This window comes from Arthrobacter sp. AK01, from assembly GCF_021109375.1.
In the GTDB taxonomy this organism is placed as follows: domain Bacteria; phylum Actinomycetota; class Actinomycetes; order Actinomycetales; family Micrococcaceae; genus Arthrobacter.
In genome coordinates this window covers 19,402-44,555 of the sequence record NZ_JAJOHP010000036.1, presented here as the reverse complement: position 1 = coordinate 44,555, position 25,154 = coordinate 19,402, and the positions used below count along the sequence as shown (strand labels likewise).

General features: G+C 61.7%; 21 protein-coding genes and 2 pseudogenes. 4 read left to right on the top strand and 19 right to left on the bottom strand.

The features are described 5' to 3' along the window. Positions 1–9 precede the first annotated feature (9 nt). The 13 genes from LN996_RS13925 to LN996_RS13865 all read right to left on the bottom strand — a co-directional run bounded on the left by LN996_RS13925 (position 10) and on the right by LN996_RS13865 (position 13,878). The gene (locus LN996_RS13925) at positions 10–804 is read right to left on the bottom strand and encodes a S9 family peptidase (protein ID WP_231340962.1); all 795 of its coding nucleotides are present in this window, start codon (positions 802–804) and stop codon (positions 10–12) included. After that, positions 804–1,994 (bottom strand): thiolase family protein, encoded by a 1,191-nt coding sequence (locus tag LN996_RS13920; protein ID WP_231340961.1) that lies wholly within the window; start codon positions 1,992–1,994, stop codon positions 804–806. Before LN996_RS13920 ends, LN996_RS13925 begins: the two co-directional genes overlap by 1 nt. Then, positions 1,991–3,334 (bottom strand): phenylacetate--CoA ligase family protein, encoded by a 1,344-nt coding sequence (locus tag LN996_RS13915; RefSeq protein ID WP_231340960.1) that lies wholly within the window; start codon positions 3,332–3,334, stop codon positions 1,991–1,993. The genes LN996_RS13920 and LN996_RS13915 overlap by 4 nt, the downstream gene beginning before the upstream one ends. A gap of 57 nt (positions 3,335–3,391) precedes the next feature. Continuing rightward, entirely contained in the window at positions 3,392–4,126 is a 735-nt protein-coding gene (locus LN996_RS13910) for a TetR family transcriptional regulator (RefSeq protein ID WP_231340959.1), read from the bottom strand. Between the two features lie 25 nt (positions 4,127–4,151). Further along, positions 4,152–6,215, bottom strand: a complete 2,064-nt coding sequence (locus LN996_RS13905; protein WP_231340958.1) for a primary-amine oxidase — start codon at positions 6,213–6,215, stop codon at positions 4,152–4,154. A gap of 26 nt (positions 6,216–6,241) precedes the next feature. Further along, positions 6,242–7,741 carry an aldehyde dehydrogenase gene (locus tag LN996_RS13900; RefSeq protein ID WP_231340957.1) on the bottom strand — a complete coding sequence of 500 codons (1,500 nt, stop codon included), beginning with the start codon at positions 7,739–7,741 and terminating at the stop codon, positions 6,242–6,244. A 395-nt stretch (positions 7,742–8,136) separates the two neighbouring features. After that, positions 8,137–8,904, bottom strand: a complete 768-nt coding sequence (locus LN996_RS13895; RefSeq protein ID WP_231340956.1) for an SCO1664 family protein — start codon at positions 8,902–8,904, stop codon at positions 8,137–8,139. Beyond that, positions 8,904–9,473 carry a DUF3090 domain-containing protein gene (locus LN996_RS13890; protein WP_231340955.1) on the bottom strand — a complete coding sequence of 190 codons (570 nt, stop codon included), beginning with the start codon at positions 9,471–9,473 and terminating at the stop codon, positions 8,904–8,906. Before LN996_RS13890 ends, LN996_RS13895 begins: the two co-directional genes overlap by 1 nt. A gap of 24 nt (positions 9,474–9,497) precedes the next feature. Beyond that, on the bottom strand, positions 9,498–10,190 hold the full coding sequence (locus tag LN996_RS13885; RefSeq protein ID WP_231340954.1) for a histidine phosphatase family protein: 693 nt from the start codon (positions 10,188–10,190) through the stop codon (positions 9,498–9,500). Positions 10,191–10,334: 144 nt separating this feature from the next. Continuing rightward, positions 10,335–10,715 carry a bleomycin resistance protein gene (locus LN996_RS13880; RefSeq protein WP_231340953.1) on the bottom strand — a complete coding sequence of 127 codons (381 nt, stop codon included), beginning with the start codon at positions 10,713–10,715 and terminating at the stop codon, positions 10,335–10,337. 79 nt (positions 10,716–10,794) lie between these two features. Continuing rightward, positions 10,795–11,754: a D-glycerate dehydrogenase gene (locus tag LN996_RS13875; protein ID WP_231340952.1), complete on the bottom strand. Its 960-nt coding sequence runs from the start codon at positions 11,752–11,754 to the stop codon at positions 10,795–10,797. Continuing rightward, complete coding sequence (locus LN996_RS13870; RefSeq protein WP_231340951.1) at positions 11,751–12,950, bottom strand: pyridoxal phosphate-dependent aminotransferase; 1,200 nt, start codon at positions 12,948–12,950, stop codon at positions 11,751–11,753. The genes LN996_RS13875 and LN996_RS13870 overlap by 4 nt, the downstream gene beginning before the upstream one ends. A 148-nt stretch (positions 12,951–13,098) precedes the next feature. Beyond that, entirely contained in the window at positions 13,099–13,878 is a 780-nt protein-coding gene (locus tag LN996_RS13865; protein WP_231340950.1) for a type 1 glutamine amidotransferase domain-containing protein, read from the bottom strand. Positions 13,879–14,101: 223 nt separating this feature from the next. Here LN996_RS13865 and LN996_RS13860 point away from each other — a divergent pair, with 223 nt between their 5' ends. Continuing rightward, positions 14,102–14,527 carry a ChaB family protein gene (locus LN996_RS13860; RefSeq protein ID WP_231340949.1) on the top strand — a complete coding sequence of 142 codons (426 nt, stop codon included), beginning with the start codon at positions 14,102–14,104 and terminating at the stop codon, positions 14,525–14,527. Positions 14,528–14,607: 80 nt separating this feature from the next. Here the strand turns inward: LN996_RS13860 and LN996_RS13855 are convergent, their stop codons facing one another. The 3 genes from LN996_RS13855 to LN996_RS13845 form a co-directional block, all read right to left on the bottom strand. Then, a complete protein-coding gene (locus LN996_RS13855; protein ID WP_231340948.1) occupies positions 14,608–15,906 on the bottom strand; it encodes an ABC transporter permease in 1,299 nt (432 codons plus the stop codon). 1 nt (position 15,907) lies between these two features. Beyond that, the gene (locus LN996_RS13850; protein ID WP_231340947.1) at positions 15,908–16,840 is read right to left on the bottom strand and encodes an ABC transporter ATP-binding protein; all 933 of its coding nucleotides are present in this window, start codon (positions 16,838–16,840) and stop codon (positions 15,908–15,910) included. Between the two features lie 94 nt (positions 16,841–16,934). Beyond that, the gene (locus LN996_RS13845; protein ID WP_231340946.1) at positions 16,935–17,747 is read right to left on the bottom strand and encodes a hydrolase; all 813 of its coding nucleotides are present in this window, start codon (positions 17,745–17,747) and stop codon (positions 16,935–16,937) included. Positions 17,748–17,952: 205 nt separating this feature from the next. On the opposite strand from LN996_RS13845, the gene LN996_RS13840 reads away from it, so the two are divergent. Continuing rightward, positions 17,953–19,428: an APC family permease gene (locus tag LN996_RS13840; RefSeq protein ID WP_231340945.1), complete on the top strand. Its 1,476-nt coding sequence runs from the start codon at positions 17,953–17,955 to the stop codon at positions 19,426–19,428. A gap of 42 nt (positions 19,429–19,470) precedes the next feature. Then, a pseudogene (locus LN996_RS13835) lies at positions 19,471–19,551 on the top strand (HVA1 family protein); the annotation flags it as partial. Positions 19,552–19,605: 54 nt separating this feature from the next. On the opposite strand, the pseudogene LN996_RS13830 reads toward LN996_RS13835, so the two are convergent. The 3 genes and pseudogenes from LN996_RS13830 to ligD all read right to left on the bottom strand — a co-directional run. After that, positions 19,606–20,214: pseudogene (locus LN996_RS13830) on the bottom strand (SDR family oxidoreductase); the annotation flags it as partial. Between the two features lie 35 nt (positions 20,215–20,249). Next, entirely contained in the window at positions 20,250–21,527 is a 1,278-nt protein-coding gene (locus LN996_RS13825; RefSeq protein WP_231340944.1) for a cation:proton antiporter, read from the bottom strand. Between the two features lies 1 nt (position 21,528). Further along, on the bottom strand, positions 21,529–22,773 hold the full coding sequence (gene ligD / locus LN996_RS13820; protein WP_231340943.1) for a non-homologous end-joining DNA ligase: 1,245 nt from the start codon (positions 22,771–22,773) through the stop codon (positions 21,529–21,531). A gap of 631 nt (positions 22,774–23,404) precedes the next feature. Here ligD and LN996_RS13815 point away from each other — a divergent pair. After that, positions 23,405–25,153 (top strand): pyruvate dehydrogenase, encoded by a 1,749-nt coding sequence (locus LN996_RS13815; RefSeq protein ID WP_231340942.1) that lies wholly within the window; start codon positions 23,405–23,407, stop codon positions 25,151–25,153. Position 25,154 lies beyond the last annotated feature (1 nt).

Here is a 25,154-nt window from a genome sequence, read left to right as displayed (position 1 = left end):
GTGGGGAAATCAGGGTGCCAGCGCCTGAGCAGCACACTCGAAGGCTGGCTGTCGTGGGTCGATGAATGCGTAGTGGCCGGTTTTGGTGAGTGTCGTGAGGGAGACGTCTTCACCTGCCGCCAAGGCGGCGGCAGCGTGACAGCGACTTTGAGCTGCGGGGACGGCCCGGTCATGGGTGCCGTGAAGCAGCACATGTCTGGCGTTTGTTGGCCATTGGTGTTGCAGGCGTGACGCCTCGTAGATCTCAGGGCGGTGGTCAGGTGCGGCGCCGAGCCAGGTCGAAATTGCGCCGTCGTCGGCGCCCGAGCGTGTGGATGCCTCAAGGTCGGTCACTGCCGCCATGGCGACCACGAGGTCGACCGGTTCCAAGGCTGATACCCACTCTGCGAGGTACCCGCCGGCGGAGTGCCCGATCACAGCGACTCTGCTGGATTCAGCGGATGCGACAAAGGCGACCGCCCTGCGGACGTCATCGGTGGTTTCCCTGAAGCCGCCGTGCCCAGGGGGCGCACGCCGGTACTCGATGTTCCAAACAGTGAAGCCCCGGCGGGCAAGGGCCCTCGAAAGTGGTGTGTGGATCTCCCGCCTGTACTCTTCGGAAAAGAATCCTCCGTGAATACTCACAACGATGCGGTCCGATGCTTCGTCCACAAGCTGCCATACGTCGGCCACTTGGTCCGGGAGGTCGCCGTATGGCACTGTCCGTACCGAAACCTCGGGTCCGTCGCTGTGGTTGCGGTCCCAATCCTCCAGGTCTGCGAACCAGTCGCTGAGCAGGTCCTCGGAGGGGTCGAGCGCCGACATCACGAGGCCAGATCCACCCGAAGGACCACAGCTGCCGCGCTGTCCCCGGCCGCGCACCCGGTGAACAAACCCGTACCGCCACCTTGCAGGGTCAGCGCCTCGATTAGCTCAGCCATCGCTCGCATGCCGGTGGGTGCTTGGGGATGCCCATAGATCAGGCTCGACCCATAGGGGTTAAGCAGGTCCGGATTCAGCTCAAGCTCCCGGCATAGCCACAGATCGTTGACGACGAAAGGGTTGTGCGTGGTGACCACATCAAGCTGGCCGGGTGAAATGGCAGCGTCGCGAAGTGCGCGTCCGGCTGCAAGAACCGGCGCCTTTGGCATGGCTCCAAGCTCTGCCCGGGCCGTGCCCACAGAAAGGATCTGTGCAACGCCGTGATTGCTCAGAGATCTGGCGCGGGAGCGGGTTGTGACCAGCATTCCGGCCGCACCATCTGCAGGGTGGGTCTGGGACCCGGAGGTCACTACGCCACCATGAACCGTCGGCGCCAAGGCAGCCAAGCCTTCCTTTGTGGATTCCCGGACACCCTCGTCTGCGTCAACCATCCGGATGCTTCCACGCGGTCCGGGGACTTCGACCTGTACGAAGTAGCGGCGCTGAAATGCCCGGTCCCCGGCAAGGGCGCGCTGGTACTGGGTGGAGCGAAGCAGAGTCATGTCGTCAAGCTGCGCCCTGGAGAATCCTGCTTCGCGGGCAACCCGCTCCGCGGTCTCAACCATCGGTTTCCCGGTCAGCGGATCCCGCGCAAAGTTATCGAGCACCCAGTCCTCCGACTGGACGCGGCCGGATCCTGTTGGGTAGACCAAATGGGGACCATTGCTGGTGCGGTCAGCGGTGACTGCCAGCACGAGTTCATCCTCGTCGCTGCCTTCGACCGTTTGTGCGGCGTGGGACACGACGGCCGCCGAGGTCGCGCAGGCTTGCGCGATCACAGGACCGCCCAGTGCGGGCGCACCGATCCGATACGCCAAGGTCGGCGTCGCGTAAAAGGCCTCAGGCTGTGGAATTGTCATGCCCAGCGCGATGCTGGTGAGGGATGCGGAGTCCACCCCCCGGTCCGCCAGCGCCCGCCGCGTCACATCGGCAGCCAGTTCCAAGCTGGACAGAGATGCCAGGCTGCCCTGCCAACGGCTGAACGGCGTGGACCAGGCAGCCCCCAAGGGGATAAATGCGCGTTCGAACCTCATGCGCGTACCCCTGTGTCTGTGGCGGCCTGCACCCGGATCAGGCGGGTCTTGCCTTCTGATCGTTCCAAAGTGCCGCGCGGAACCAACTCAACCTCGCAGCGGGCAATCAACCGGTCACGCAGCTCCCGCTCAAGGTCTGCCTTGAGCGCGGAGAGATCTTCGGCCTCACCGTGCTCCACGCGGAGCTGTAGGGGTGGCACCACAAGTGGGGGTTCTTGACTCAGCAGAATCTCAAAGGCTCCCGTGGTGGCCGGCACCATTGAGGACACGACGTCGCTGATCGCTGAGGGCCAGACGTTCACACCGTTGACAATGAGGAGGTCGTCGGTTCGCCCAATGCAGGTGATGCGGGGAGACAGCCTGCCGCACGAACAAGCGCCGGTCCTGACGCGAACACGGTCGCGCGTGCGGAAGCGGATCAAGGGGACGCACTGCCGCAAAAGATGTGTCGTGACCAGCTCTCCCTCGGCGCCATCCCCCCAGTCAATGACGTTCCCGGTTTCCGGGTCGATGAGTTCGAAGATGACGTGGTCTTCGGCGAGCAGGTGGTTTCCATCGAATTCGTTGCACATTGCCGAATACACGGGCAAGACGTCGGCATTGCCAACGCTTTCATATACCTCCGCGCCGAACGCCGACTCGATCTCCTGGCGGACCGATGGGATGGATCCGCCGGGTTCGGCTCCGACCAGGATGCGCCGGAATCCCAGGCTCCAAGGGTCCTCGCCGAGTCGGTTCCGCATGTAGTCGATGAGGTAACGCGCGAAAGACGGTGTACAGGAGAGGACGGTTGCGCCAAGGTCGCGTGCACTCTGTACCAAGCGGTCTGTAGCGCCAATACCAACGGGGACGAAGGTGGCCCCGGTGCGCTGCACTCCTTCGGCCAGTGGCAATCCACCGACGAAGAAGCCCAACGCCAGCCCATGAATCACCACATCGTCTTCAGTGACGCCCTGGCAGCGGTACACACGGGCCGCAACCTCCGCCCAGGCGTCTGCGTCTTTTGCCGTGACGCCAACGTAGCTTGGCCGTCCGGTGGTTCCGCTGGACGCATGGACTCTCACTACATCCCTCAGCGCTGCAGCCGCGTGGTCGCCCAACGGTGGGGTAGTCAGCTGGCTTTCGCGAAGTTCAGACTTTTCCGTGAACGGAAGGGCGGCCAGGTCTGCGACGGAACGGATCGCGTCGAACGCTATGCCGGCGTCGGCAAACTTCCTCCGATAAAACGGTGAGTGCCCTTGAACGTATTCGAGTTGGGCCCTTAGCCGTTCTTCCTGGAGGAGACGGACCTGGTCGCGGACGAGGCCCGCGGTCTCCGTCGTGGTGGGGTTTGATTGCATTATTGCTCCTGATGGCTTTAAGGCGCGGAGGCCTGGGGAGCGAGCCTGCCGCTGGTGTCATTGCGCCAGGGACCGGTGCCGGGTGACGAGGGCCGCGATCTGCTGCTGCAGTTCGAGGTCCTCTGAGATGACCAGCACCAGCCCCTGACTGGTTTCCTCTGCCCCTGTGGAGGAACCGGTGTGGGCCGTTTTGAAGAGCGCGCGCGCGGACCGGCGCACAAGAACCCTTGCACTGTCCAGCAATGCTGGAAGGTTGACGTCCTCGTGGAACGCCCACGTGTCCAAGACGCCGTCAACGGCCGCCACCAAACCCGCCGCGAAAATGCGAGCGGCAAGTTCGGTCTCCGGCTGGGTGGCTTGGCCGCTGCTGCCTCGGTGGTGGGGGGGGCCGACGAGTAATTCCTCGATGGCCAGCTCGTAGGCACGGTCAGCGATGCGTTCGTGATCACGCAGCGCTTGTTCGGTGTGCACCAGCCGGTACCGTGGCCGGTAAAGCTCCGGCTGTTCGAAGTACTCGTGTGCCGATGCCAGGCTCACATCGATGGCGGCCTCAATCGGGTCGGCCGTGAGCACATGTGCCGCCAGTGCTCCCTTGAACCGCTGGACGCGCTCCTCGTGGTCGGGGAAAGCTGCCTGCTCCTTGGTGGGGAAGTAGCGGAAGAACGTGCGGGCCGCAACGCCGGCCTCCGCTGCAATCTCCTCGGCCGTGACGGCGTCATACCCGCGGTCGATGAACAATTTGATGGCGGCGGCTGCAATCGCGTATTTACGACGCTCGCTCGTTGGCGACATGGGCTGGTACCTCCCGGTTGTGCTTCTAACAGTGACTCTGGCAGTGTCCCACGGCCTCCGAGGGTGGCACGTCGATTGCCGGACTCTGTGTGAAGAACCCCGATGGTTTGAGTGCGAATCCCATCCGCGCTACGGGCATGACTGGCCAATCCTCAGGGCGGACCAGGTGGTGATGGCCCAGCGTGTACCAAAGGACGACGTCCTGATCACGGATGTTCCGGTCCTCCGCAGTCCAGACTTGAAGTCCGTCGGCCCCTGGATCCTGGTTGGGGAACATCCCGGCAGGGTACTTCTCGTCCTTGTTCCAAGGTGTCACCCACAGATGGTGGTACATGTACTCAGCCCGAGCGGCGATGGATGATCCCGGCTGGGCGTAGGGCTTGCAGTTCTCACCCGGCACCAACCGGTAGCCGGGGGTTCCACCCAGCGCATTCTTAGTAGTGGAACTCTCGATCACCCATGAACGGGAGGTCTCCAGGTTCAAGTCCCGGATGGCTTCCAACTCGGTGTTGAAAGTTGTCTTCACCGGATAGAAGGCGTTTCCGTAGGGGTTGCTTGGTCCCAGGGGGTCCGCATGGGTATTGACCTCGGTAACGCGGTTCTGGATGCCGTCCACCATCGGATCCAAGCGGACGCAGAAGAAGTGCTGATGGTGGGGCGCGTACAGGTTCGGGCCCAGTTTGGTCCCGTGCCGGTTTGTTTCTCCATCGTGCAGCGCACCGGTCTGGACGATCCCGGTAGCCTTGACTTCCAGTTCCATGGTGCCGTCCTGATAGAAGTACCAGTAGAACCCATATTCGTAGTTGCCGATGGTGGATATGGACGAGATCACCAGGCGCCGGGAGCGGCGGACTTCGGTCTTGTCGGTGCGCTGGTCGTAGTGCTTCCAGAGGATCCCGGCATCTTCCTCATGGAGGCAGATCACGTTGTTGCGGGGATCGAGGTCACCTTGGGCGCTGATGACCGTGGAGTCGAAGTAGTAAATCTCGCCGAGGCAGTCGCACCCAAGTTCCAAGGCGTTGGCGCACATTCCGAGCCCGTATTCACCAACATCAAATGCGTTCTTACGACGCTGGGTGAGGGATGTGTCACCATACGGAACGGTCATTTCCGCGATGGAAGCACGGTACATGATGGAGCGATCGTTTCCGTTGTCGTTATAGCGGATGTCGTGCAGAACCAGGCCTTCACGCTGGCTGAAGCCGACCCGGAAACTCCACTTCTGCCAGTTGACCTTCCAACCCTCGACCGTGAAACTCGGCCCTTGCGGCTGGACAATGTCGAGGGGCTTGATGTCCTCGCGCATGGTGTCGATGAACTTGGCCCCATAGTTGGCGTCTTCCATTGGGACCGGGTAGACGTCCTCGTCCTCCAGCCCCACCAATTCCAGCGTGTCAAGGTCGATGAGGGCCACCAGCCCGTCCACCGGGTGGGCGTACTGGTTGTCGTCGTTCTGGGATCTCATGTAGAAGACGCCGCGGGCGATGCGCCGCCCTTGCTCTTCTTCCACCCCAAAGTTGCCGGCGGACCAAGGATCCACCATGACCATGGCGCGCTGTTGGAGGTCCAGGCCACGCTTGCGCAAGGCTTCCTGCACGCGAGGGTCCGACTTCGTTTCTATCTCGATATCGACGAACTCGTCGATGGTGATGGCCGGTTGTTGGCCCGGCATGTCGGTCCAGGACAGAACTGTTTCTTTACGGACATCGACACTGAGCAAGTGGGTCACCCGGCGGCGTCCATCGAGAAGCAGCACCTCTGCTTGTCGCTCGATTTCCGCGCCGCTGGCCATTTGCTGTTTGGTGGGCTCAGTTAGTTCGATCGAAGCGAACCGCATGTGGTATTCAAACCGGGCGTCGTGGCGGACCGTGGCGGCCACCCGCTCGTATTCATCAGGCGACAGCGGATCCAGCGGGTGTGCAAATTCTGTGAGTTCCTCTGCACGGGTTGCGTACCGCTCACGGAGGGTCTGTACTTTGCGGGCCCTGGTCACCGCGCGCTCGGGCGACCTCCGCGTGTCGCCAATGGACAGCCCCATTGCCTGCTCTTCCAGGCGAAGGCTTTGAGCCTCAACTGTTTGCTTGGTCATTTCACTTGCTCCTCTTCATACACAGCTCAGTAGGCAATGCACACCGACTTGGTCTCGGTGTAGTGTTCGATCGCCGCCTTGCCATGCTCACGGCCCAAGCCTGACTGCTTGAAGCCTCCGAATGGCATGTTCGCGTCGAGGACGCCATGGGTGTTGATCCATATGGTCCCCGCTTTGAGGCGGGGTATGAGTTCGTGCACCCGACTGATGTTCTGGCTCCAGATGCTGGCGGCCAAGGCGTACTCGGAGTCGTTGGCCATCTCGACGAGCTGCTCAATGTCGTCGTAGGGCATGGCGACCAGTACGGGACCGAAGATTTCTTCCTGCACCACCTTCATCGAATGATCGGTGTTCGCCAGGATGGTCGGTTCCACGAAGTAGCCGGGTCCGTCTATGGCATTTCCTCCCAGAATGACCTCGGCGCCTTCTGCGCGGCCCGATTCGATGTAGCTGCATACCCTGTCACGCTGTTCGGCAGAAATCAGGGGACCCAGATGAACATTGGAGTCGAAAGGGGAACCGATGCGGAGGCTGTCGGCCAAGGATGTGATCCTCGTCAGGTACTCGTCGTAACGACGGCGGGGCAGATACAGCCGTGAGCCGGCAACGCATTGCTGTCCGGAATTGAAGAACAGCGCGCGCAGCATCCCCGCGCCGATGAATTCCGGATCAATGTCGTCGAGGACCACTACCGGGGACTTGCCGCCGAGCTCAAGAGAGGTCCGGGTCATGTTCTTCATGGCCTCGATACCGATTTGCTTCCCGACGCTGGTCGAACCGGTGAACGCGATCTTGTCGATGCCCTTGTGCTTGCTGAGCGCCGCACCCGCTTGGTAACCCAAGCCCGTGACAACATTGAGCACGCCTGACGGGAATCCGGCCTCAAGGACCAGCTCGGCGAGCAGCAGCGCGGTCAGCGGTGTTTGCTCTGCGGGTTTGAGCACCACAGTGCACCCGGTCGCAAGCGCTGGCGCTACCTTCCATACAGCCATGAGATGGGGGAAGTTCCACGGCACGATGGCAGCCACAACGCCCACTGGCTCACGCCGGGTGAAGGCATGGAACCGCGTGCCGTCGTCGTCGGTTGGCGAAAGGTCGAAGGTGCTGCCCTCGATCTTCGTGGCCCAACCGGCCATGTAACGGACGTAGTCGGCTGCCATGCCGACCTCGACCGTCCGTGCGACGTCGAGAAGCTTTCCTTGTTCCAGGGCCTCCAAAGACGCGATTTCCTCGCCCCGCTCCTCAATGAGGTCGGCGAGCCGGTGCATCAGCTGGGCACGATGATGCGGCAGCACCGATCCCCACGGCCCCTCCAGCGCTGTTCGGGCTGCGCGCACCGCCAGGTCCACGTCCGGCTCGTCGGCCGCTGGAACTTTGGCTATGAAACAGCCAGTAGACGGATCAAGAACGTCTATCTCCGCGCCACTGACGGCATCCACCCACTGGTCCGCGATCAGCATCCGATGCTTACGTGAAAGGAAGGAATCCAGGACTGGGGGTGGAACAAACTCTGTTGAAACAAACATATGACACACCTCACTAAATGACAGTAAATGCCACATTAGTGGCAGTGACTGACAAGCGCAAGGTCTGGGTGCTTCCAACAACAAGAATTGTTCGGGTGGGTGTTCGCGGCCGCCGATTTGCAACCCGGCCAAGGCGACGTGCTCAGCCGCCGGCGGTCCGCGCCTGATCACCGAGCCGCATAGCAAGCTTGGCGCCGTAGACCTGCGCTTCCACCAGGTCGGTGACCGGCGGCATAGTATCTTCGACCAAGACCAAGCACGAGCCGTAGGAAGCCTCCGGGTCGAAGCCGTCCAGGCCGAAGAACTGCCGCTGGAAGTCTTCGCGACGCAGGCCGACGCAGGGGTAGGGCTTCGTCTGCCAGTAAGCGCGCTCGAAGCCGTAGCCGTAATTTCCCCTAGAACAGCGGCCAGGGCACCGCCGGCATGTCACCGCTCGGAGCGGGAAACTGCCCTGCCAAGCGCAACCGGTCACAGCGCGCGGCGAGCGATTCGATTTCTTCATCGCTGAGCAATTCAGCCAGGTCCAGGCCAAGCGCGCCATGCAGCCCTTCGCTGACACGATCGATACCAGCGCGCTCCTCGGCTGTGAGAGTGTCTCCCAGCCATCCCCACAGCACTGTGCGGAGCTTGTGTTCACTGTGAAAGGTGAGCCCATGGTCGACTCCGTGCCGGTGCCCGTCAGGCATGGCAAGAACGTGGTTGCCCTTGCGGTCAGCGTTGTTGACCAGCACGTCGAACACCGCCATGCGCCTTAGAGCCGGCGAGTCTTCGTGGACGAGGGCGACCAGGCTTCCGTCCTCATCGCGTCCCTCAAGAACGTGTTTCCAGCCGGTATCCGGCATATTGTCAGCAGCGATCAGGTCCACGGGGCTTTGGGCGGGGTCCTGTTCCTGCCAGAGCTGCACCATTCCCTGGCCCAGGGGACCTTCACGCAGCCAAGTGCGTGGCACTATGTTCCAGCCCAGGACCTGAGACACCAGATACGCAGCCACCTCCCGGTGGGCGAGTTTTCCGTCGGGAAAATCCCAGAGCGGACTTTCGCCAGCTATCGGCTTGTAGACCACAGGCACGTTGCTGATACTGCCCAGGAATGTAGCGTTTGAGGCCGTCGTAATGCGGCCGGTAAGAGTCAGCTCGGCCGTTACCAGGTCCGGCGCCGGCACTAGGCCTCGGGGAGTGTGCAGTCGTGTCCGTCGGCGTCCATGGGGTACCCGCAGAGCGGGCATGCTGGGCGCCCTGCGCCGACGATCTCACGGGTGCGCTTGGCGAAGGCGCGGGCAGTGCCTACCGGCATACGCACCAGCATCATTTCTGTTTCGTTGGCGCTGTTCTCGTTGGCGCTGTTCTCGTTGAGCGGTTCGTCGATGTCGTCAGGATCGACATCGCTGAGGGGATAGGCCTCTATGACGATCTGAGCCGTGGTTGGGTCCCAATCCAAGGTCATGGCACCGGTTCGAAACTGTTCATGAGGGGCCTCAAGCGGGTCATTGTCGACGAGCTCAATCGGCGTACTCGTAGGAACGCTGAAGGGGTTGCCGTCAATGGTGATGAGCTGGTCAAGGACCTCGTCGATCTTCTCCGCAAGCAGAGCCGACTGTTCCTTCTCGAGGGCAATACTCACGATGTTCGCGCCTGTGCGCACCTGCAAGTAGAACGTACGCGCTCCTGGAACGCCAATGGTGCCAATGACAACCCGATCAGGCCAGGAAAACTCGTGAACGCGTGTAGGCATGTCAGTATTTTAGGCACATGAGCCTTACGGCGTCTTCTGCCCTGCACCGCCACCCACCGGCGCATCGCCCGAACGGATGCCTTTCGACAGCCATGACAGATCACCTGCTTCTGTGTTGGTCGCGTATACGCTCGGCCGGCTGGCGCTGTAGTTGACGATTGATACGGAGGCAGGGCTGACGCTTATACGCTGGAACAGGTCAAGGTGCATTCCCAGCGCGTCGGCGAGGATTGACTTGATGACGTCACCATGGCTCACCGCCACCCAGACGGCCTCTGGCCCATACTCGGCTTCGAAGGCTGCATCGTGGCGCCGGATCGCCGCCACCGACCGGGACTGCATCGCTGCCATGGACTCACCGCCCGGAAAGACGACGGCGGATGGTTGCGACTGCACCAGAGGCCACAGGTTTTCGGTCGCGAGATCACTGAGTTTGCGGCCCTGCCACTGGCCGTAATCGCATTCAGTGAGATCGGGATCCACAGGGGTGTAAGGGGTGCCAGCCTGGCGATCGATGATGAGCTGGGCGGTCTGCTGGCAACGCTCAAGCGGACTCGTCACGACGCCGACGACGGGCACGGTCGCGAGCCGCTCTCCGGTCAGAGCCGCTTGGTCGCGCCCCACCTGGTCCAGGCTGACGCCGATGGCACGACCGGCGAGCAGTCCACTGGCATTGGCTGTAGTACGGCCGTGCCGCACGAGAATAAGTGTTGCCATTCACCCAGCCTAGCTACCCGCCTGCAGGTGAGGGGTCTAGTTTCCCGTGTACACGCTTGTCACCGTTCCGGGCTCAGTGGTTATCGGGGCCTGGCTACGGGCAAGGCTGAGGCGGCGACGATGGTAGAAGCATCACCTGCGTCTTCAGGCCCGCTGCTCGATGAGGGTGAGCTGCGTACCATCGGGGTCTACGAGGTATCCGGCGCGGAGTCCCCATGTTTGCATGCGGACCGGGTGCAGACGTGGCATGCCCGCCATAGCGACGGGTACACCGGATCGGAGAATGGCGTCGTACAGTTCGTCGACATCAGCAACACGCAAGCAACACATGAAGTTGCTGGACAGCGGATCGAGGTCCGGGGCCGGAAAGAACTCCAGCTGCAGTCCGGCCCGCGTGAGGATCATCCATCCCTGATCGCGGAACAGGCGTTCAAAACCGAAGGCGCTGTAGAACGCCTCGGTCGCATCGAAGTCTTGCGATGGCAGATTTGGAACGGCGAGATCGTGCACCGGGGGCGAGGCCATGGACCAATAGTGGCACGGATTGAACTACTTGGTTGGGGGTGTCCGCCAACGACAGACACCCCCAACAGAGTTTGATTCCCTAGGCGATCGGTGCAGGGGGCAGTTCGCCGCTCAACACGGCGAGGGCGTTGTCGGCAGCGAGCATGGCCATGGCGGTGCGTGTCTCCACTGTGGCCGAGCCGAGGTGTGGAAGCAACGCGACATTGTCCAGGTCCAGAAGCCCGGGATGCACGCGGGGTTCCTGCTCGTAAACGTCCAGTCCGGCTCCCGCGATGACGTGATCTCGGAGTGCCGACGCCAATGCTTCTTCGTCGATGATCGGTCCGCGCGCGGTGTTGACGAGGAATGCCGAGCTCTTCATCGCAGCGAGTTGCTCGGCCCCGATCAGGTGATGGGTGGCGGGACCGTAGGGGCAGTGCAGGGATACGACGTCGGAGACGGCCAGCAGTTCGTCGAGATCGACCCGCCGGGCGTCGAGTTCGGCGGCAATCCTGGGGTCGGTTTCTCTGCGCGACTGATAGATGATCTCCATGCCGAAGGCTTTGGCCCGGCGCGCCGTCGCTTGGCCGATGCCACCCATGCCAACGACCCCGAGCGTCTTGCCCTGCAGACTGCTGCCGAGTAGAAAGAACATGCCCCACTTCCATGCCTGGCCGGAGCGGATGAGCCGTTCCCCCTCACTGAGCCGCCGGGTTGCCATGAGGATGAGACCGAACGCGATGTCGGCCGTGGCCTCCGTCAGCACGCCGGGAGTGTTGGTGGCCACGATGCCCCGTTTGGCACACGCGCGAACGTCGATGTTGTCATAGCCGACTGCGACGTTCGCCACGACTTTGAGTTGCGGGCCGGCGGCGTCGAGCAGTTCAGTGTCGACGCGTTCGGTGAGCAGGGACACAACCGCGTCTGCGCCGGCGACCCTGCGCAGGAGTTCTTCGCGGGTGATGGATTCCGCGCCGGTCCAGGCATCGACCTCATGCTCAGCACGGAGCTTTTCAATCGCTGCATCGGGGATGCGCCCCGTGACGACGACACGGCTCATGCGGTCACGATCCAGTCGCGAAGGCGGCCGAGGCCGTCACGGATATCGGCGACGTCGATACCTGAGTAGGCGAGCCGGATGTATTGACGCTCTTCACCTGGTTGGCGCCGGCCGAAGTGCTCGCGGGTACAGAAAGAAACGCCGGTCTTATACAGTGCGTCGCTGGCGAAGTCGCCGACGGCCGTATACCCCATTTTCTCCATGACGTCGGTGACATCCGGGAAGAGGTAGAACGTCGATTGTGGCACCGCGACGTGCATCCCGGGGACGGCGTTCACGAGTTCGCAGGCAGCATCCCGGCGCTCCCGAAGGTTGTCGAGCATCTGCTGGACGGGTTCCTGGGTTCCTCGGAGTGCTTCGATGCCGGCCCATTGAACGTAGTGGGTGGTGCATGATTCGTCGTTGGTATTGAGGGTGCTGAGCACTTTGGCGATTTCAGGCGGCGCGACCGCACAGCCAAGACGTGAGCCGGTCATGGCGAACTTCTTGCTGAAGGTATAAAGGATGACGGTGCGTTCGGCCATGCCTGGGATCGAAGCGATCGAGTTCGAGACGCCCTCGTAGCGGGTTTCGAAGTAGGCCTCGTCGGAGAGCACCCAGAGGTTGTGTTCCTGGGCGAGCTGGGCGATGGCTTCACGCTCGGCCGCTGTGGATTCCGCGGAGATGGGGTTCTGGAGGTCGTTGTAAATGATCGCAACGGTGTTGGAGGTAATTGACGCGCGGACCTGGTCGAGATCGATGGAGAAGCCCTGGCTCGTAGGCAGGTAGCGGTACGGCACCGCCGTACCTCCGAGGTATTCGATCTGCGACTCATAGATCGGGAACCCTGGGTTCGGGTAGAGCACCTCCTGGCCGGGATTCATGACCGCCTGCAGGAACTTGGTAATGACCGGCTTGCCGCCAGTCATGACGACGATGTTGTCCGGGGACAGGCTGATGCCGCGCCGTGATCCGATGTCTTCGGCGAGGGCTTCGCGCAGTTGGGGGATGCCTGGTCCGGGGCAATAGCCCGTGTAACCGTCTGCGATTGCCTTGGTCATGGCCTCGACAATGTGCGGGGCGGTCGGGATGTTGATATCGCCGAGGTGGAAGGGGTAGACCAGATTCCCCTTCGCCTTCCAGGCCGCCGCGGCTTGGGCGACGCTGAAAGCTGTTTCGGTGCCGAGCCGTTCGAGTCGATGCGCGAGTTGCTGCATGCAGTTCACTCCTCGTTGAGTAAGAGCCGTTAGTAGACATCTAATACGGCATTAATATATCAGAGAGGAAATGGCCCGCTCAATGGCTCCTTATGTGAGCCCAGGGACGTTGAAACCTACGTGCCCCGGGCGTCACACCGCCTGGGCACTAGTGTTCGGCGTCCGCCGCTGCCTGCTTCCTGGCATTTTTTCCGGCGTCCTTTTCGGCCCGCAGGGCCTCGGCCTCGTGTTGCTCCTCAGCCTTTTCCTGATGGATGACGTCGGCGAAAAGCTTCTCCATTTCCTTGGCCACACCAGCCGCCGAGGCAGGGTTCTGGCCGGTCACCAGACGGTCGTCCACCACCACCTTCTCTTCGAATACTCCCGCGGAGACGTGGTGTGCCCCCTGTTCCTCGAGCCGGTCGGCCAGGAAGAACGGGATGACCTTGTCTTTCCCTGCGGCCACTTCCTCGTCATTGGTGAACGCGGCAACGTCCCGGCCTTCGACCAGCCGGAACCCGTTCTCCAGTTCCACCTTCAACAGTCCGGCGGGCCCATGGCAGACCGCCCCGACCAAGCCGCCGGCGTTGTACACGCTGGCAACGAGGTTCTGCAGGCCTTCGCTGTCCGGGAAGTCCCACATAGTGCCGTGGCCGCCAACGAGGTAGACGGCGTCGTACTGCCCGGGATCGATGACGTCCACGCGGGCAGTGTTGTAGAGTCCGGCACGTGTTGTCTCGTCCGTCGTAAAGGCGACCTGGATGGGATCATCCGGGTCCACTTCATCGCGCGGAGGCTGGCCTCCCTTGATGGAAGCAAAATCGACAAAGTGGCCTGAGTCTTTGAAAACCTTCCAGGGATGTGCAGCTTCGGCTACGTTGTAGCCGGTCTTCTCTCCCGTATCGCCGAGCTCGGAAACGCTGGTTAGTACCATGAGGATTTTCTTCATGAGGTGCTCCTTTCGTCCACCTTCCACCCTACGCCCCCTCCAATTTCGGTCTCTTCGGGAAGGCCGGACGGCTGGCCAGGTTGGGTACTTTCCTCCAGAACCGAACGGCAGCGCTTGGGGATCGGATCCAGTGTCGCCTGAGCCTGGTGTTCGCGACTGCTTGATGGCCAACCGGACAATGACACATGCTTGAGTGGTTCCCTACGTCAGGAGTGTGAGTGCAATGCCCAAGACCGGCAAGAACGATCATGCCCGGAAGGACGAGTTACCGTCGACCCTTCAGCGCTCCGACCAGAAGGCTCAGGACACATTCGCCAAGACCTACGATTCGGCCATGGATTCCTACGATGGCGATGAGGGCCGGGCCGCCCGTACCGCGTTCGCTTCGCTGAAACACAGCTACGAAAAGGTAGGCGACCACTGGGAGGCAAAGGAAGAAAGGGGTCCTTCGGATCAGCGGGCGGAAGAAGGAATCACTAAAAATGCGCCCACGGCTGGGGGAGTGGACGCCAATGCCTCCAAAGAGCACCTCTACCAGCGGGCCCGCGAATTGGATATCAAGGGGCGTTCGACCATGGACAAGGATGAACTGGTTGAGGCCCTGCAAAAAGCCAATGACGCTGCAACCCGAAAAGCCCGGGAAGGATAAGCCGCCGTACAGAATTCGCGCCAGCAATCGTCCCCTGGACCGTGATTGCAGCGGTAGCACTGCCATGGGCGGCCCGGGTCCTATTTCCCGGTGAGTTCGGCTGGGCGTCGCCTCAAGGTCTTGGTGATGGAGAGCTTGCTGGAGTACTGGATGGAACCGTAGCGGAACAGGTGGACGGCCAACCGCAGGATCAGGGCGCCGAGGATGAAAAGCATGGCGATGATGACGATCGCTTCCCCGGTGCCCAGTGTTCCAAATCCGTTACGAAGCATCGCGGTGACCGGTGCGGAGAGGGGGAAGTACGTGAAGACCTGCACGATGGGCGCGGTAGGGTCCGAAAGGATCAGGCTGATCGCGTAGAACGGGACAAAGATCAATGCCATGAGCGGGCCGAAGATGACACCGGCCTCTTTCGCGGTGGGCATGACCGCTCCAATGGCAACCAGGACTGCGGTGAACAGGGTAAACCCGCTGAGGAGAAGCAGTGCGCCGATGATGAGGGGACCGGGTTCGAAAGTTAACGAGGACAGATCGAAGTCGGGCAAGGACAGCCGGTCGCGGAAAAAGACGTAACCGACAACGACCGGGGCCAGGAAGACCGAAACCTGTACGAGGCCGATCAAGAACAGGGAGATGATCTTCCCGACGATGAGCGTGGTCGGATTAAGCGTGGTCAAGATCATCTCGGTGACCCTGTTTTCCTTCTCTTCAAGGGTGCTGTTCAGCATCTGGTTGGAGAGCAGCAGGATGACAACGTAGAACAGCAGCAGGAACATCAGGGGCGGCAAGGCGGAGCCGAATCCTCCCGAGACGTTCCCATCCCGGAACGTCTCGGTCCGGACCTTCACTTCACCGCCGGCGGCCGCCGTGAGTTCGGGGGAGTTGATAGTGGCTTGTGCCGCAACAGCCAGTAATTGCTTTGCGACCGCCTCGTAGGTGTTGTTGGCGAACACGCCCCTGTCGGTGCCGTAGACCCTGACGGTTTCAGTGGCCGGGTCGGCCGGGTAAGCGAAGTACGCATCGCTCGTGCCGGCCCTGACGTCGGAAAGTGCGGTCTCAGGATCAGAAGCCTTGCTGCCACCCATGGCTGTCGCGGCTGCCTCGGAGATGATTCCTGACGCGTCCGTGTAGGTGAAGCTCAGGGACGCATTCTTCTGGGCCTGTGCGGTGGCAGAGGTGGACGTGTTGCTGGCAAAGATGAGCACGAAGATGATGGCCATCACCACAGGTATGGCGAGGGTTGCGATCCAGAAGCGTGGCTTTTTCACCGTTCTGGTGAACTCGAAGCCGACAACAGTGCCGAGGTTGTGGCGGCTCAAGGGAGGGCGCTTGGTGGGTGCTGGAGCTATTGCTGGTGAGGGTTTGGTTGTAGTGCTCATATCAGGCCTCCGCCAAGGTGTTTTGTTCGCCGTAGACGCTGATGAAGATCTCCTCGAGGGAAACCCGTTCGGTGGTGAAGCTGCGGACTCCAACGCCGGAAGAGATGAGCTCCCTCAGCACCGCGGTTTCCGTAGCGCCGTCCTTGGGCGCCAGATCTGCCGTGCCGGGGCCTTGGGCGACGATCTCGAAGAGGGGAGAAGCTGGCAGCGCTCCTTCAAAAGACAGCCGATATACAGTGCCGCCGAACTGGTCCTGAACCTCCGAAACCGTTCCATAGGCGCGTGAGGTGCCGTCTTTGAGGAGGATCACCCGGTCGCAAAGGCGTTCGACTTCTTCCATCTGGTGCGTAACCATGATGACGGTCGCCCCGCCGAGTTTCTGTTCTTCTATGATGTCCATCAGCAAGCGACGGTTCACGGGGTCGAACCCTTTGGTCGGCTCGTCCAGGATGAGCAGCTCCGGGTTGTTCATGATCGTTACACCCAGCTGGATCTTCTGCTGCTGGCCACCGGAAAGCTTGTCCACATTGAGGTTCGCTTTGTCCGCCAGTCTGACCCGCTCGAGATACTCCAGGGACCAGGCACGCGCAGCTGCTTTGGACAGGCCTTTGAGCCTGCCGAAGTAGACCATGACGTCCAGGACATGTTCCTTCTTGTACAGGCCGCGTTCCTCCGGCAGGTAGCCAAGCCGGGCACCGTCACGGGGTTCGAAGGCTTTTCCATCAATGTGCAGGGTTCCGGCGGTGGGCTGGTAGATGCCCAGCAGCGCCCTGAGCGTGGTGGTTTTTCCCGAGCCGTTACTGCCCAGGAACCCAAACGTTTCCCCGGCTTGGACATCGAAGGAGAGGTCCTTGATGACCGTCGTCGCCCCGAAATCCATCCTGAAGTCTTTGATGTGAACCAGCGGCTCGATGGCCGCGCCCCCTGCAGTCATGTCATTCACTCTATAAAGATTCTCAAGGAAAGCGCGTCACGATTCGGTTCGAGCTCACACTGTAACCGTTAGGGGGGCTTTGTTCGTTGGCAATTCAGGTCAGGTGGTCGAAATCGCCCCGCGCCCAGGCAGCATGTCTCTGAGCCGAATCGTGAAGTGCGGCCTTGGCTCCGGAAGCGATGACGTTGTTGAAATTGCCGTAGATGCGGTCGAACTCGAGCCCCTCCAACTCCGCGGCGATCCGCAACGCCACAGCGCCGGATAGCGGCAAGCGATTAGGGTAGCTGCGCATGAAGGAGATCGAGCGTCGATCAGGATTGGGAAACACGCTGTCACCGGTGAGCAGAACACCTTTCCCGCCTGCACCTGCTGGCCAGTGGGCCACTGCGCTGCCCGGGAAGTGTCCTCCGGTCTGCCGAAGCGTCAAGCCTCCGGCGACAGGCCTGCTGCCTGACCAATAGGCGATGTTCGGATCATCGCGTCCCAGCCATTGACGGTCTGCGTCGGCCACCAGGACAGGGACGCCCCCAAGCCTCCGCGACCATTCAACCTGCACGCCGAACATGTGGGGATGGCTGGCGGCGATGGCCAGGACAGGACCCTGTTTCATGACGGCCTCCGCGGCATCGTCGTCGACGTATCCCACGGGGTCCCACAGCAACGCGCCCACGGATGTCACCACCAACTGGGCGGTCTGGCCGATTCCGACTTTCGGTTCAGTGCTGATCCCGATAAGTCCCGGCTCGGTCTCCTCCAACGTTATTCGCTGTCCGGCCAGCATCAGCTCCTCCAGGCTGAGCCAGTTTTGTCCTTCGTCGGGCACATACTGCCGTTCATCAGTGCAGATGGGGCAGAGCTCCGGGACGGGTTCGTCACGCTCAACGGCACAAGCCGCGCAGATCAGCATGGGTGGTCCTTTCCGCCAGAATAAGGGTCCTGCTGTCCGCCTTGCGCCGCAGGCTGGTGGGCCCAGATTATTGCACGGGATCGCTTGCCAGGAAGGGCAGCGCCAGTCCGAACAGTGTTGCCAAACCCAAGCCACAGGATCACAGTGGGATACGTCAGGTCACTAACACGATCAGGGAACCGTGCAGCCGCCGTGGAGGTCAACCATGAGCACCACTTCCGACAACGTCTACCAGGCACCAACCTCAGACGAAGAACCGCAGCTTAAGCGCGTTCTGGGATCGAAACTGCTGCTCCTGTTCATCGTCGGTGACATCCTTGGAGCGGGCGTCTATGCAGTCACAGGGACCATGGCCGGAACAGTCGGGGGCATCGTATGGCTCCCATTCCTCCTCGCCTTCATCGTCGCGACGCTCACTGCATTCTCCTATTTGGAACTGGTGACGCAGTACCCTCAAGCGGCGGGGGCGGCGCTCTATACGCACAAAGCATTCGGGATCCACTTCGTCACGTTCCTTGTGGCATTCGCCGTCGTCTGTTCCGGCATCACCAGTGCATCCACATCGGCCAACGTCCTTGCCCAGAACCTGTTTGGAGGTTTGGAGGTCAACGGGTGGATGGGCGCGCCGGACAGGGGACTGATGACAGCTGTTGCCCTTGGCTTCATGCTGTTGCTCGCAGTGATCAACCTGCGCGGTGTTGGCGAGAGCGTGAAGTTCAACGTCGTCCTGACGTTGGTTGAGGTAGTCGCCTTATGCATCGTGATCGGGGTCGGCTTCTTCGTGCTGGCCCAGGGAACCGGGAACATCCAGGAAATCACTGTCTTCACGGACTACCAGGACAAAGGATTGTTCCTGGCCGTCACTGCTGCCACGTCCATAGCTTTTTTCGCGATGGTCGGGTTCGAAGACTCGGTCAACATGGTGGAGGAGACCAAGAACCCGGAGCGGATCTTTCCACGCACCATGCTGACAGGCCTTGGCATCGCCGTGCTCCTTTACATGCTGGTGGCGGTGTCTGTTGTCAGCGTGTTGTCCCCCGCGGAGCTGGGTGAGATCAGGGAATCCGAAGGGGCGGCCCTCCTTGAAGTCGTCCACAAAGGTTCCCCGGATTTCCCCATCGACAAGGTCTTCCCGTTCCTGGCAGTCTTCGCGGTTGCCAACACAGCGCTGATCAACATGCTGATGGCCAGCCGCCTGATCTACGGAATGGCCCGCCAGAACGTCCTGCCACGAGGTCTGGGCAAGGTACTGCCGGGTCGCCGTTCACCGTGGGCCGGCATCACGTTCTCCACCCTTCTAGCCCTGGGATTGATCGTGTACGTCAGCAGCGATCCGGGAAGCAACATCGTGGCCAACCTGTCCGGGACCACGGCCTTTCTGCTGTTGTGCGTCTTCACTGTGGTCAACGTGGCGTGCGTTGTGCTCCGCCGCAAGAAGGACCCGAACCGCAAGGTCTTCTTCACCTCGCCAGGGCAACTGCCACTGGTGGCTGCCGTCCTCTGCGCTTTCCTTGCGGGTCCGTGGGTCGGCAGGAACCCCATCCAATACCAGGTGGCCGGTGGGCTGATGGCCATCGGAATTGTGCTTTGGTTCATCACGTGGCTAATCACCAGAAAGTCCAACAGCACGGTGGGGCCCAGCGACCCGGAGCAGGGCCGCGGGAGGGTTCCCCGACAATAATCACTATGCTTACGATTGTGCGGCGCTTGAAGTCAGAGCCGGAAGCCACAGTATGTGGTGGAATCCGATAAAACCGGCGCCCGGGCCGCGCACAAAGGCTCCGCGCTGACAGAGGCGACGTAGCACGATGTCCCGTCACTGCGTCCATCTCCATACCGGTAGCCGCCGCCCGGACCTGGGTCCGGGTGCTACGGCGTTGACCCGGATGCCCTGGGGTGCCAGCTGCCGGGCCAACCCCTTGGTGAAGTTGTTGATGCTGATGATGGTGGAACCCACGGGCAGATGGGGAAGGGCGGCCTTGGTCAGCCAGAACATCGCGTAGACATTGGTTTTCAGCGTGTGGTCGAATTGCTCGTCTGTGATGTCCGCTGTTCTTTCCCGCGCCACTTGCTTGCCGGCGTTGGTGACCAGGATGTCGACTCCGCCCAGGACGGCGACGGCGGTATCCACCACGTCCTGGCACGTCTCCGGGTTTTGAGGTCGCCAGGCACTTTCACTGCCTGTCGGCCGGCAGCTTCGATAATGCCTGCGATTGGGCCGCGTCCTCTTCCTCTTCGGGCAGGTAGGAAAGGACGACGTCGGCGCCCTCCCGTGCGAAGGCAATTGCGGTGGCGGCGCCGATTCCCGAATCCGCTCCCTGACGATCGCCTTGCGGCCTTCCAGGCGGCCGGTTCCAAGGTAGCTCGCTTCGCCGAGGTCGGCCTTGGGTGTCAGCTCCACATCCAGTCCAGGTTCAGGCTGGTGCTGTTTGGGCGGCGAAATTTGTTCGCAGGCGGTGACAGGCATGCAGGGATACGTCTGCAAAGTCCCGAGGCGAGTGTCTAGTTCCCGCCGGTGGGTGAAGCGTCCGACGGCGGGAGGTCGCCGTCGGGCGCTTGGTGCGTTTGGTCCGGACTGTTGTCGGATGGAAGCGGAACGTTGGGGAGCCGTGGTTCCTCGCGCTGCAGTTGTCGAAGCGCCAGCAGTGGAAACAGCAGGACTGAGAGCATTCCTGCGCCAACCAGTGCGGAGGAGATTCCACTGGTGATAAATCCGTGTTCCCGCCCGATGGTGGTCACGGCCACGATGATCGGCAGGCCCGTTGCTCCGAACAGGACCAGGGCACGTTTGACGGCACGGGTCGAGCCACGGGGAGCAGCAAGCAAGGACGGCAAGCCGCGGATGATCAGCAGGAGGACCAGGAACAGGGGGATGAGCGCGAGAGTTGCCGGGCTTGATGTCAGCGCGCCAAGATCGAAATCAATGCCGGTATCGATGAAGAAGACTGGAACCAGGAAGCCGAAGGCGACGGCGTCGATTTTGGTCTCGATGACCCGCCGGTCAACTTCAGGTGCCCGGGCAATGATGACCTGCCAGAGGACACCTGCGGCGAAAGCGCCCAGCAGCATATCGAGCCCCAGCACCATGCTCAGGACTACCAGTGAACTGAGAATGAGCATGATGGACCGCATGGCGAACTGGCTGCTGGTGTGGAGGGTCCTGGTGACTTGGGCATGGAACAACGTGTGCTTTGCCCGTGAGGCGTAGACGATGGCTATGCCGGTCAGGAGAACGAACCCCAGCAGCACAGCGGACGCGGTGCCCACTTGCTTGCCGGTGAAGAACAGTGAGATCGCAATCAGCGGACCAAACTCCCCGACGGCCCCCAGGGCTGCAACGGCAATCCCCGGCGGCGACTTCGATTCGCCGGCGTCGCGGATGATGGGCAGCAGCGTGCCCAGGGCGGTGGAGCACAGGGCGACACCGATGATCACGGCGGCCTCGGGAGCAGGCGCCAGGACAAATCCGGCGCCGACCCCGGCCGCCAGGGAGATGACCCAGCCTGCCGAGGCTCGCTTGATGGGGCGACCCCGGATTGCCGTGAAGTCGATTTCGTTCCCCGCAACGAAGAAGAGCATGGCCAGGCCGAAGTCGGCCAAAGTGTCGGTGAATGGGGTGGAGTGGACCCACCCCAAAAGGCTGGGGCCAAGCAGGATCCCCAGGAGAATCTCGAACACCACGATGGGCACCTTGATCACGGGATCAAGCAAACGCGCGGCAATGGGTGCTGCAACTGCCAATGCTGCGATCAGGACCAGCGAAGCGGACAGGCCTTGCATGTCAGGACCCTGGCCGCCCCGGCCACTCCTTGCCGGCCCACGGGTCGTAGTCGGCAATGAGTTCCTCCTGCGCCGGACGTTCGGGCTCAGGAACATGCTGCAGGTTCACGCGCACCCTGTACCAGAGCGAGCTGGACCCCCTCATGCCGTCAACAAGGACGTCAGCAGGGTGCAACGCCGAAACGAGATCCGGGTGCCTCGCTTTCCACTCATCCAAGGCAGTGAGGGCCTCAGGCTTGGTCTTCGTCCGGGCCACCTCAATGAGCGGCATCGTGGACATCCGGCGACCCGAGCCATCCCCGTTCCTGGGAGCCTTCTCGGCAGGGCCCAGTTCGACCGCTAATGCCAGCAGCCCATCGAGCGAACCTGCAGCGTCGTCTATGCCGGCGTGGGGATCACCCACGTCCGAGAAGCGATCGAGCACGGTGCGCACGGTGAACTGGTCCGGCCGAGCCGTGCGCACTTCTTTCCAGGTGAGCGGTGTTGAGACGCGGGCATCCGGCAGGGAACGGACCGAGTAGGCGGAAGCGACAGTTCGGTCCTTTGCGTTCTGGTTGAAGTCGACAAAGACACTTTCACCCCGTTCCTCTTTCCACCACCGCGCTGTAGCGAGTCCGGGGGCACGGTTTTCCACTTCGCGGGCCAAGGTTTCAGCGGCAAGCCGCACGTCGCGGTATGACCATTCCGGCGCGATCCGGACCAGGATGTGGAGTCCCCGCGAGCCGCTGGTTTTCGGCCACCCCACCAGCCCGACGTCGTCGAGGACTTCTTGTGCGACGTACGCGGTATCGACGATCTGCGACCAGTCCACCCCTGGCATGGGGTCAAGGTCCACCCGAAGCTCGTCAGGGTGGTCCAGGTCCTCGGCGCGGACGGGATGGGGGTTGAGGTCAAGGCAGCCCAGATTGACCACCCAAGCCAACCCTGCGGCGTCCCGGAGGACGGTCTCTTCCGCGGATGTTCCGGATGAGTAATGCAGGGTTGCGGTGTCGATGAACGGAGGGTGGTTTTCGGGCACGCGTTTTTGGAAGAATGGCTCGGCGTCGATGCCCTTGGGAAAGCGCTTGAGGACCATCGGCCGGCCACCGGCCCCACGCAGCGCGCCTTCTGCAACAGCAAGGTAGTAGCGGACCAGATCGAGTTTGGTCAGCCCGGGTTCGGGAAAAACCACCTTGTCCGGATTCGAGATACGGACCTCGGCGCCGTCAATGTCGAGGATCTCCGCTGGGGTCTTGGAGGGGCTCATGCGGTCACGCTAGCAACGAACAGCTGTCCCAGCCAGAGGAACTGAACAAAAAGTGCTTCTATGCCACCCCAGCCCGACCCTGAATTCCTCCGCTGGCCGTTAAAATATAAGCAGGTATGGTAATGGTAAAGCATCAAAGAATGGAGTGATTGGATTGCCCGGACAATCCCCAGGTAATGGAAAATCAAAGAAACTCGCAAAGACCAAAGGTAACCCTGTTCGCCCCGACCAATGGGCATGGATTGATGCCGGTCGTCAGCCGTTCTGCTCCGACTGTTCATGGCAACCCTCCATGGCAATCCGCCAAAATTATGGGCGGCATTTGTGGAAGACGTAAAAGTGCGGACGTGAAGTTCGAATTCACCGCACTCGTTATGCCTGCGAGGCGTCCCATACCCCCTGCGACTCGAATTCATAGGACATGACCTGGGAGTTTGAGAGAAACTCGTGGAGGGCAACGTGGAAACAATAAACGGACAGGGTTAACACGTTTTCCTGAATGACGAGGCCACATACATTTCCCTTCCTCCCAACCCTCGCGCAGAGGTGTTGATCCCAGCCGGGGCTAAGCCAAGCCGACTATATTTGGCCATGTCAGCCCACCACCACGAACTGAGGGAGCCTGCACACTATGGCCAAGGAACTTGCCACCCAGCTCATCGAACAACTTCAGGCTGCCGGCGTGCAGCGGATCTACGGAATCGTCGGTGACAGCCTCAACCCGATCGTGGACGCTGTTCGCCAAACCGGAGGTTCGGCGAAGGGAGGCATCGACTGGATCCACGTGCGCCATGAGGAGGCGGCCGCGTTCGCCGCCTCTGCGGAGGCTCAATTAACCGGCAAGCTCGCTGTGTGTGCAGGATCCTGCGGTCCCGGCAATTTGCATCTGATCAACGGACTGTATGACGCCAACCGCACCGGAGCCCCGGTTCTGGCCATTGCCTCCCACATCCCCAGCAAGCAGATTGGATCAGGATTCTTCCAGGAAACGCATCCTGACAGGCTCTTCAATGAGTGCTCGGTGTATTCGGAGCTGGTGAGTACGGCCGAGCAGGCGCCGCGTGTGATGCATAGTGCCATCCAGAACGCGATTGGCCTCGGGGGAGTCGCCGTGGTCACCCTCCCTGGTGACATCGCCGGTCTTGAGGCCACAGCCCCCACCCCCTTGCCTGCCACGTTCCGGACCGCCAGCTTGGTCCCCGACCCCGACAGCGTCCAGCAACTGGCTGAGGCAATTAACGACGCCGGCAAGGTCGCCATTTTCGCCGGTGCCGGCGTCGAGGGCTCCCACAGCGAACTCATTGCGCTGGCCGAACTGACCAAGGCACCCATTGGCCATTCACTCCGGGGCAAGGACTTTGTCCAGTACGACAATCCGTTCGACATCGGCATGACCGGACTGCTCGGCTATGGTGCCGCGGCGGAGGGCATCGAGGACGCGGACCTGCTGATCCTGCTGGGTACTGATTTTCCGTATGACCAATTCCTGCCCGATACCCGGACAGCCCAAGTGGATCGGGCGGCGCAGCGGCTGGGGCGGCGGACCGACGTCGACATTGCCGTCCACGGTGACGTGCTGCCGACACTCCAAGCGCTGCTGCCCTTGGTGCACCCCAAGAAGAACCGCCGATTCCTGGATCAGATGCTCAAGAAGCACGACCGCCTGATGAATAAAGCAGTAGGTGCCTACACTCGCAAGGTGGAGAAGAAGCAGCCGATCCACCCCGAATATGCGGCCTCATTACTGGACCAGGTCGCAGCCGACGACGCTGTCTTCACAGCCGATACCGGCATGTGCAACGTCTGGACCGCCCGGTACATCAACCCGTTGGGTACCCGACGGCTGATCGGTTCCTTCCTGCACGGCTCCATGGCCAACGCCGTTCCGCATGCGATCGGCGCACAAGTGGCCTATCCCGGCCGTCAGGTGGTATCTGTCTCCGGCGACGGTGGCCTGTCCATGCTGCTGGGCGAGCTGATCACCATTGCGGCGCACAAGTTACCCGTGAACGTGGTGGTGTTCAACAACTCGACCTTGGGCATGGTCAAGTTGGAAATGCTGGTGGACGGCCTTCCCGACTTTGGCGTGGATGTGCCGGACGCCAACTATGCCGGGGTAGCCAAGGCGCTGGGCTTCCACGCCGTGCGGGTCACGGATCCAGCGGATATCGAGGCTGCGTACAGGTCTGCCTTTGCACACCCGGGTCCGTCCCTGGTGGAGCTCATCACTGATCCGAATGCGCTGTCCATTCCGCCGAAGATCTCCGGATCGCAGGTGATCGGCTTCGCCACGGCCATGTCCAAGGTGGTCCTGAACCGGGGCGCGGGGGAAGCTGTGAGCATGGCGCGCAGCAACCTGCGCAACATCCCGCGGCGCTAGC

Coding starts and splice junctions, on each gene's coding strand:
- LN996_RS13880 (WP_231340953.1), bottom strand. CDS start 10,715: ATGGCCTCGCCCCCGGTGCACGATCTCGCCGTTCCAAATCTGCCATCG.
- LN996_RS13825 (WP_231340944.1), bottom strand. CDS start 21,527: ATGCAAGGCCTGTCCGCTTCGCTGGTCCTGATCGCAGCATTGGCAGTT.
- LN996_RS13845 (WP_231340946.1), bottom strand. CDS start 17,747: ATGCTGATCTGCGCGGCTTGTGCCGTTGAGCGTGACGAACCCGTCCCG.
- LN996_RS13855 (WP_231340948.1), bottom strand. CDS start 15,906: ATGAGCACTACAACCAAACCCTCACCAGCAATAGCTCCAGCACCCACC.
- LN996_RS13910 (WP_231340959.1), bottom strand. CDS start 4,126: ATGTCGCCAACGAGCGAGCGTCGTAAATACGCGATTGCAGCCGCCGCC.
- ligD (WP_231340943.1), bottom strand. CDS start 22,773: ATGAGCCCCTCCAAGACCCCAGCGGAGATCCTCGACATTGACGGCGCC.
- LN996_RS13865 (WP_231340950.1), bottom strand. CDS start 13,878: ATGAAGAAAATCCTCATGGTACTAACCAGCGTTTCCGAGCTCGGCGAT.
- LN996_RS13875 (WP_231340952.1), bottom strand. CDS start 11,754: ATGAGCCGTGTCGTCGTCACGGGGCGCATCCCCGATGCAGCGATTGAA.
- LN996_RS13890 (WP_231340955.1), bottom strand. CDS start 9,473: ATGCCTACACGCGTTCACGAGTTTTCCTGGCCTGATCGGGTTGTCATT.
- LN996_RS13885 (WP_231340954.1), bottom strand. CDS start 10,190: ATGGCAACACTTATTCTCGTGCGGCACGGCCGTACTACAGCCAATGCC.
- LN996_RS13905 (WP_231340958.1), bottom strand. CDS start 6,215: ATGACCAAGCAAACAGTTGAGGCTCAAAGCCTTCGCCTGGAAGAGCAG.
- LN996_RS13900 (WP_231340957.1), bottom strand. CDS start 7,741: ATGTTTGTTTCAACAGAGTTTGTTCCACCCCCAGTCCTGGATTCCTTC.
- LN996_RS13840 (WP_231340945.1), top strand. CDS start 17,953: ATGAGCACCACTTCCGACAACGTCTACCAGGCACCAACCTCAGACGAA.
- LN996_RS13915 (WP_231340960.1), bottom strand. CDS start 3,334: ATGCAATCAAACCCCACCACGACGGAGACCGCGGGCCTCGTCCGCGAC.
- LN996_RS13860 (WP_231340949.1), top strand. CDS start 14,102: ATGCCCAAGACCGGCAAGAACGATCATGCCCGGAAGGACGAGTTACCG.
- LN996_RS13815 (WP_231340942.1), top strand. CDS start 23,405: ATGGCCAAGGAACTTGCCACCCAGCTCATCGAACAACTTCAGGCTGCC.
- LN996_RS13870 (WP_231340951.1), bottom strand. CDS start 12,950: ATGCAGCAACTCGCGCATCGACTCGAACGGCTCGGCACCGAAACAGCT.
- LN996_RS13925 (WP_231340962.1), bottom strand. CDS start 804: ATGTCGGCGCTCGACCCCTCCGAGGACCTGCTCAGCGACTGGTTCGCA.
- LN996_RS13850 (WP_231340947.1), bottom strand. CDS start 16,840: ATGACTGCAGGGGGCGCGGCCATCGAGCCGCTGGTTCACATCAAAGAC.
- LN996_RS13920 (WP_231340961.1), bottom strand. CDS start 1,994: ATGAGGTTCGAACGCGCATTTATCCCCTTGGGGGCTGCCTGGTCCACG.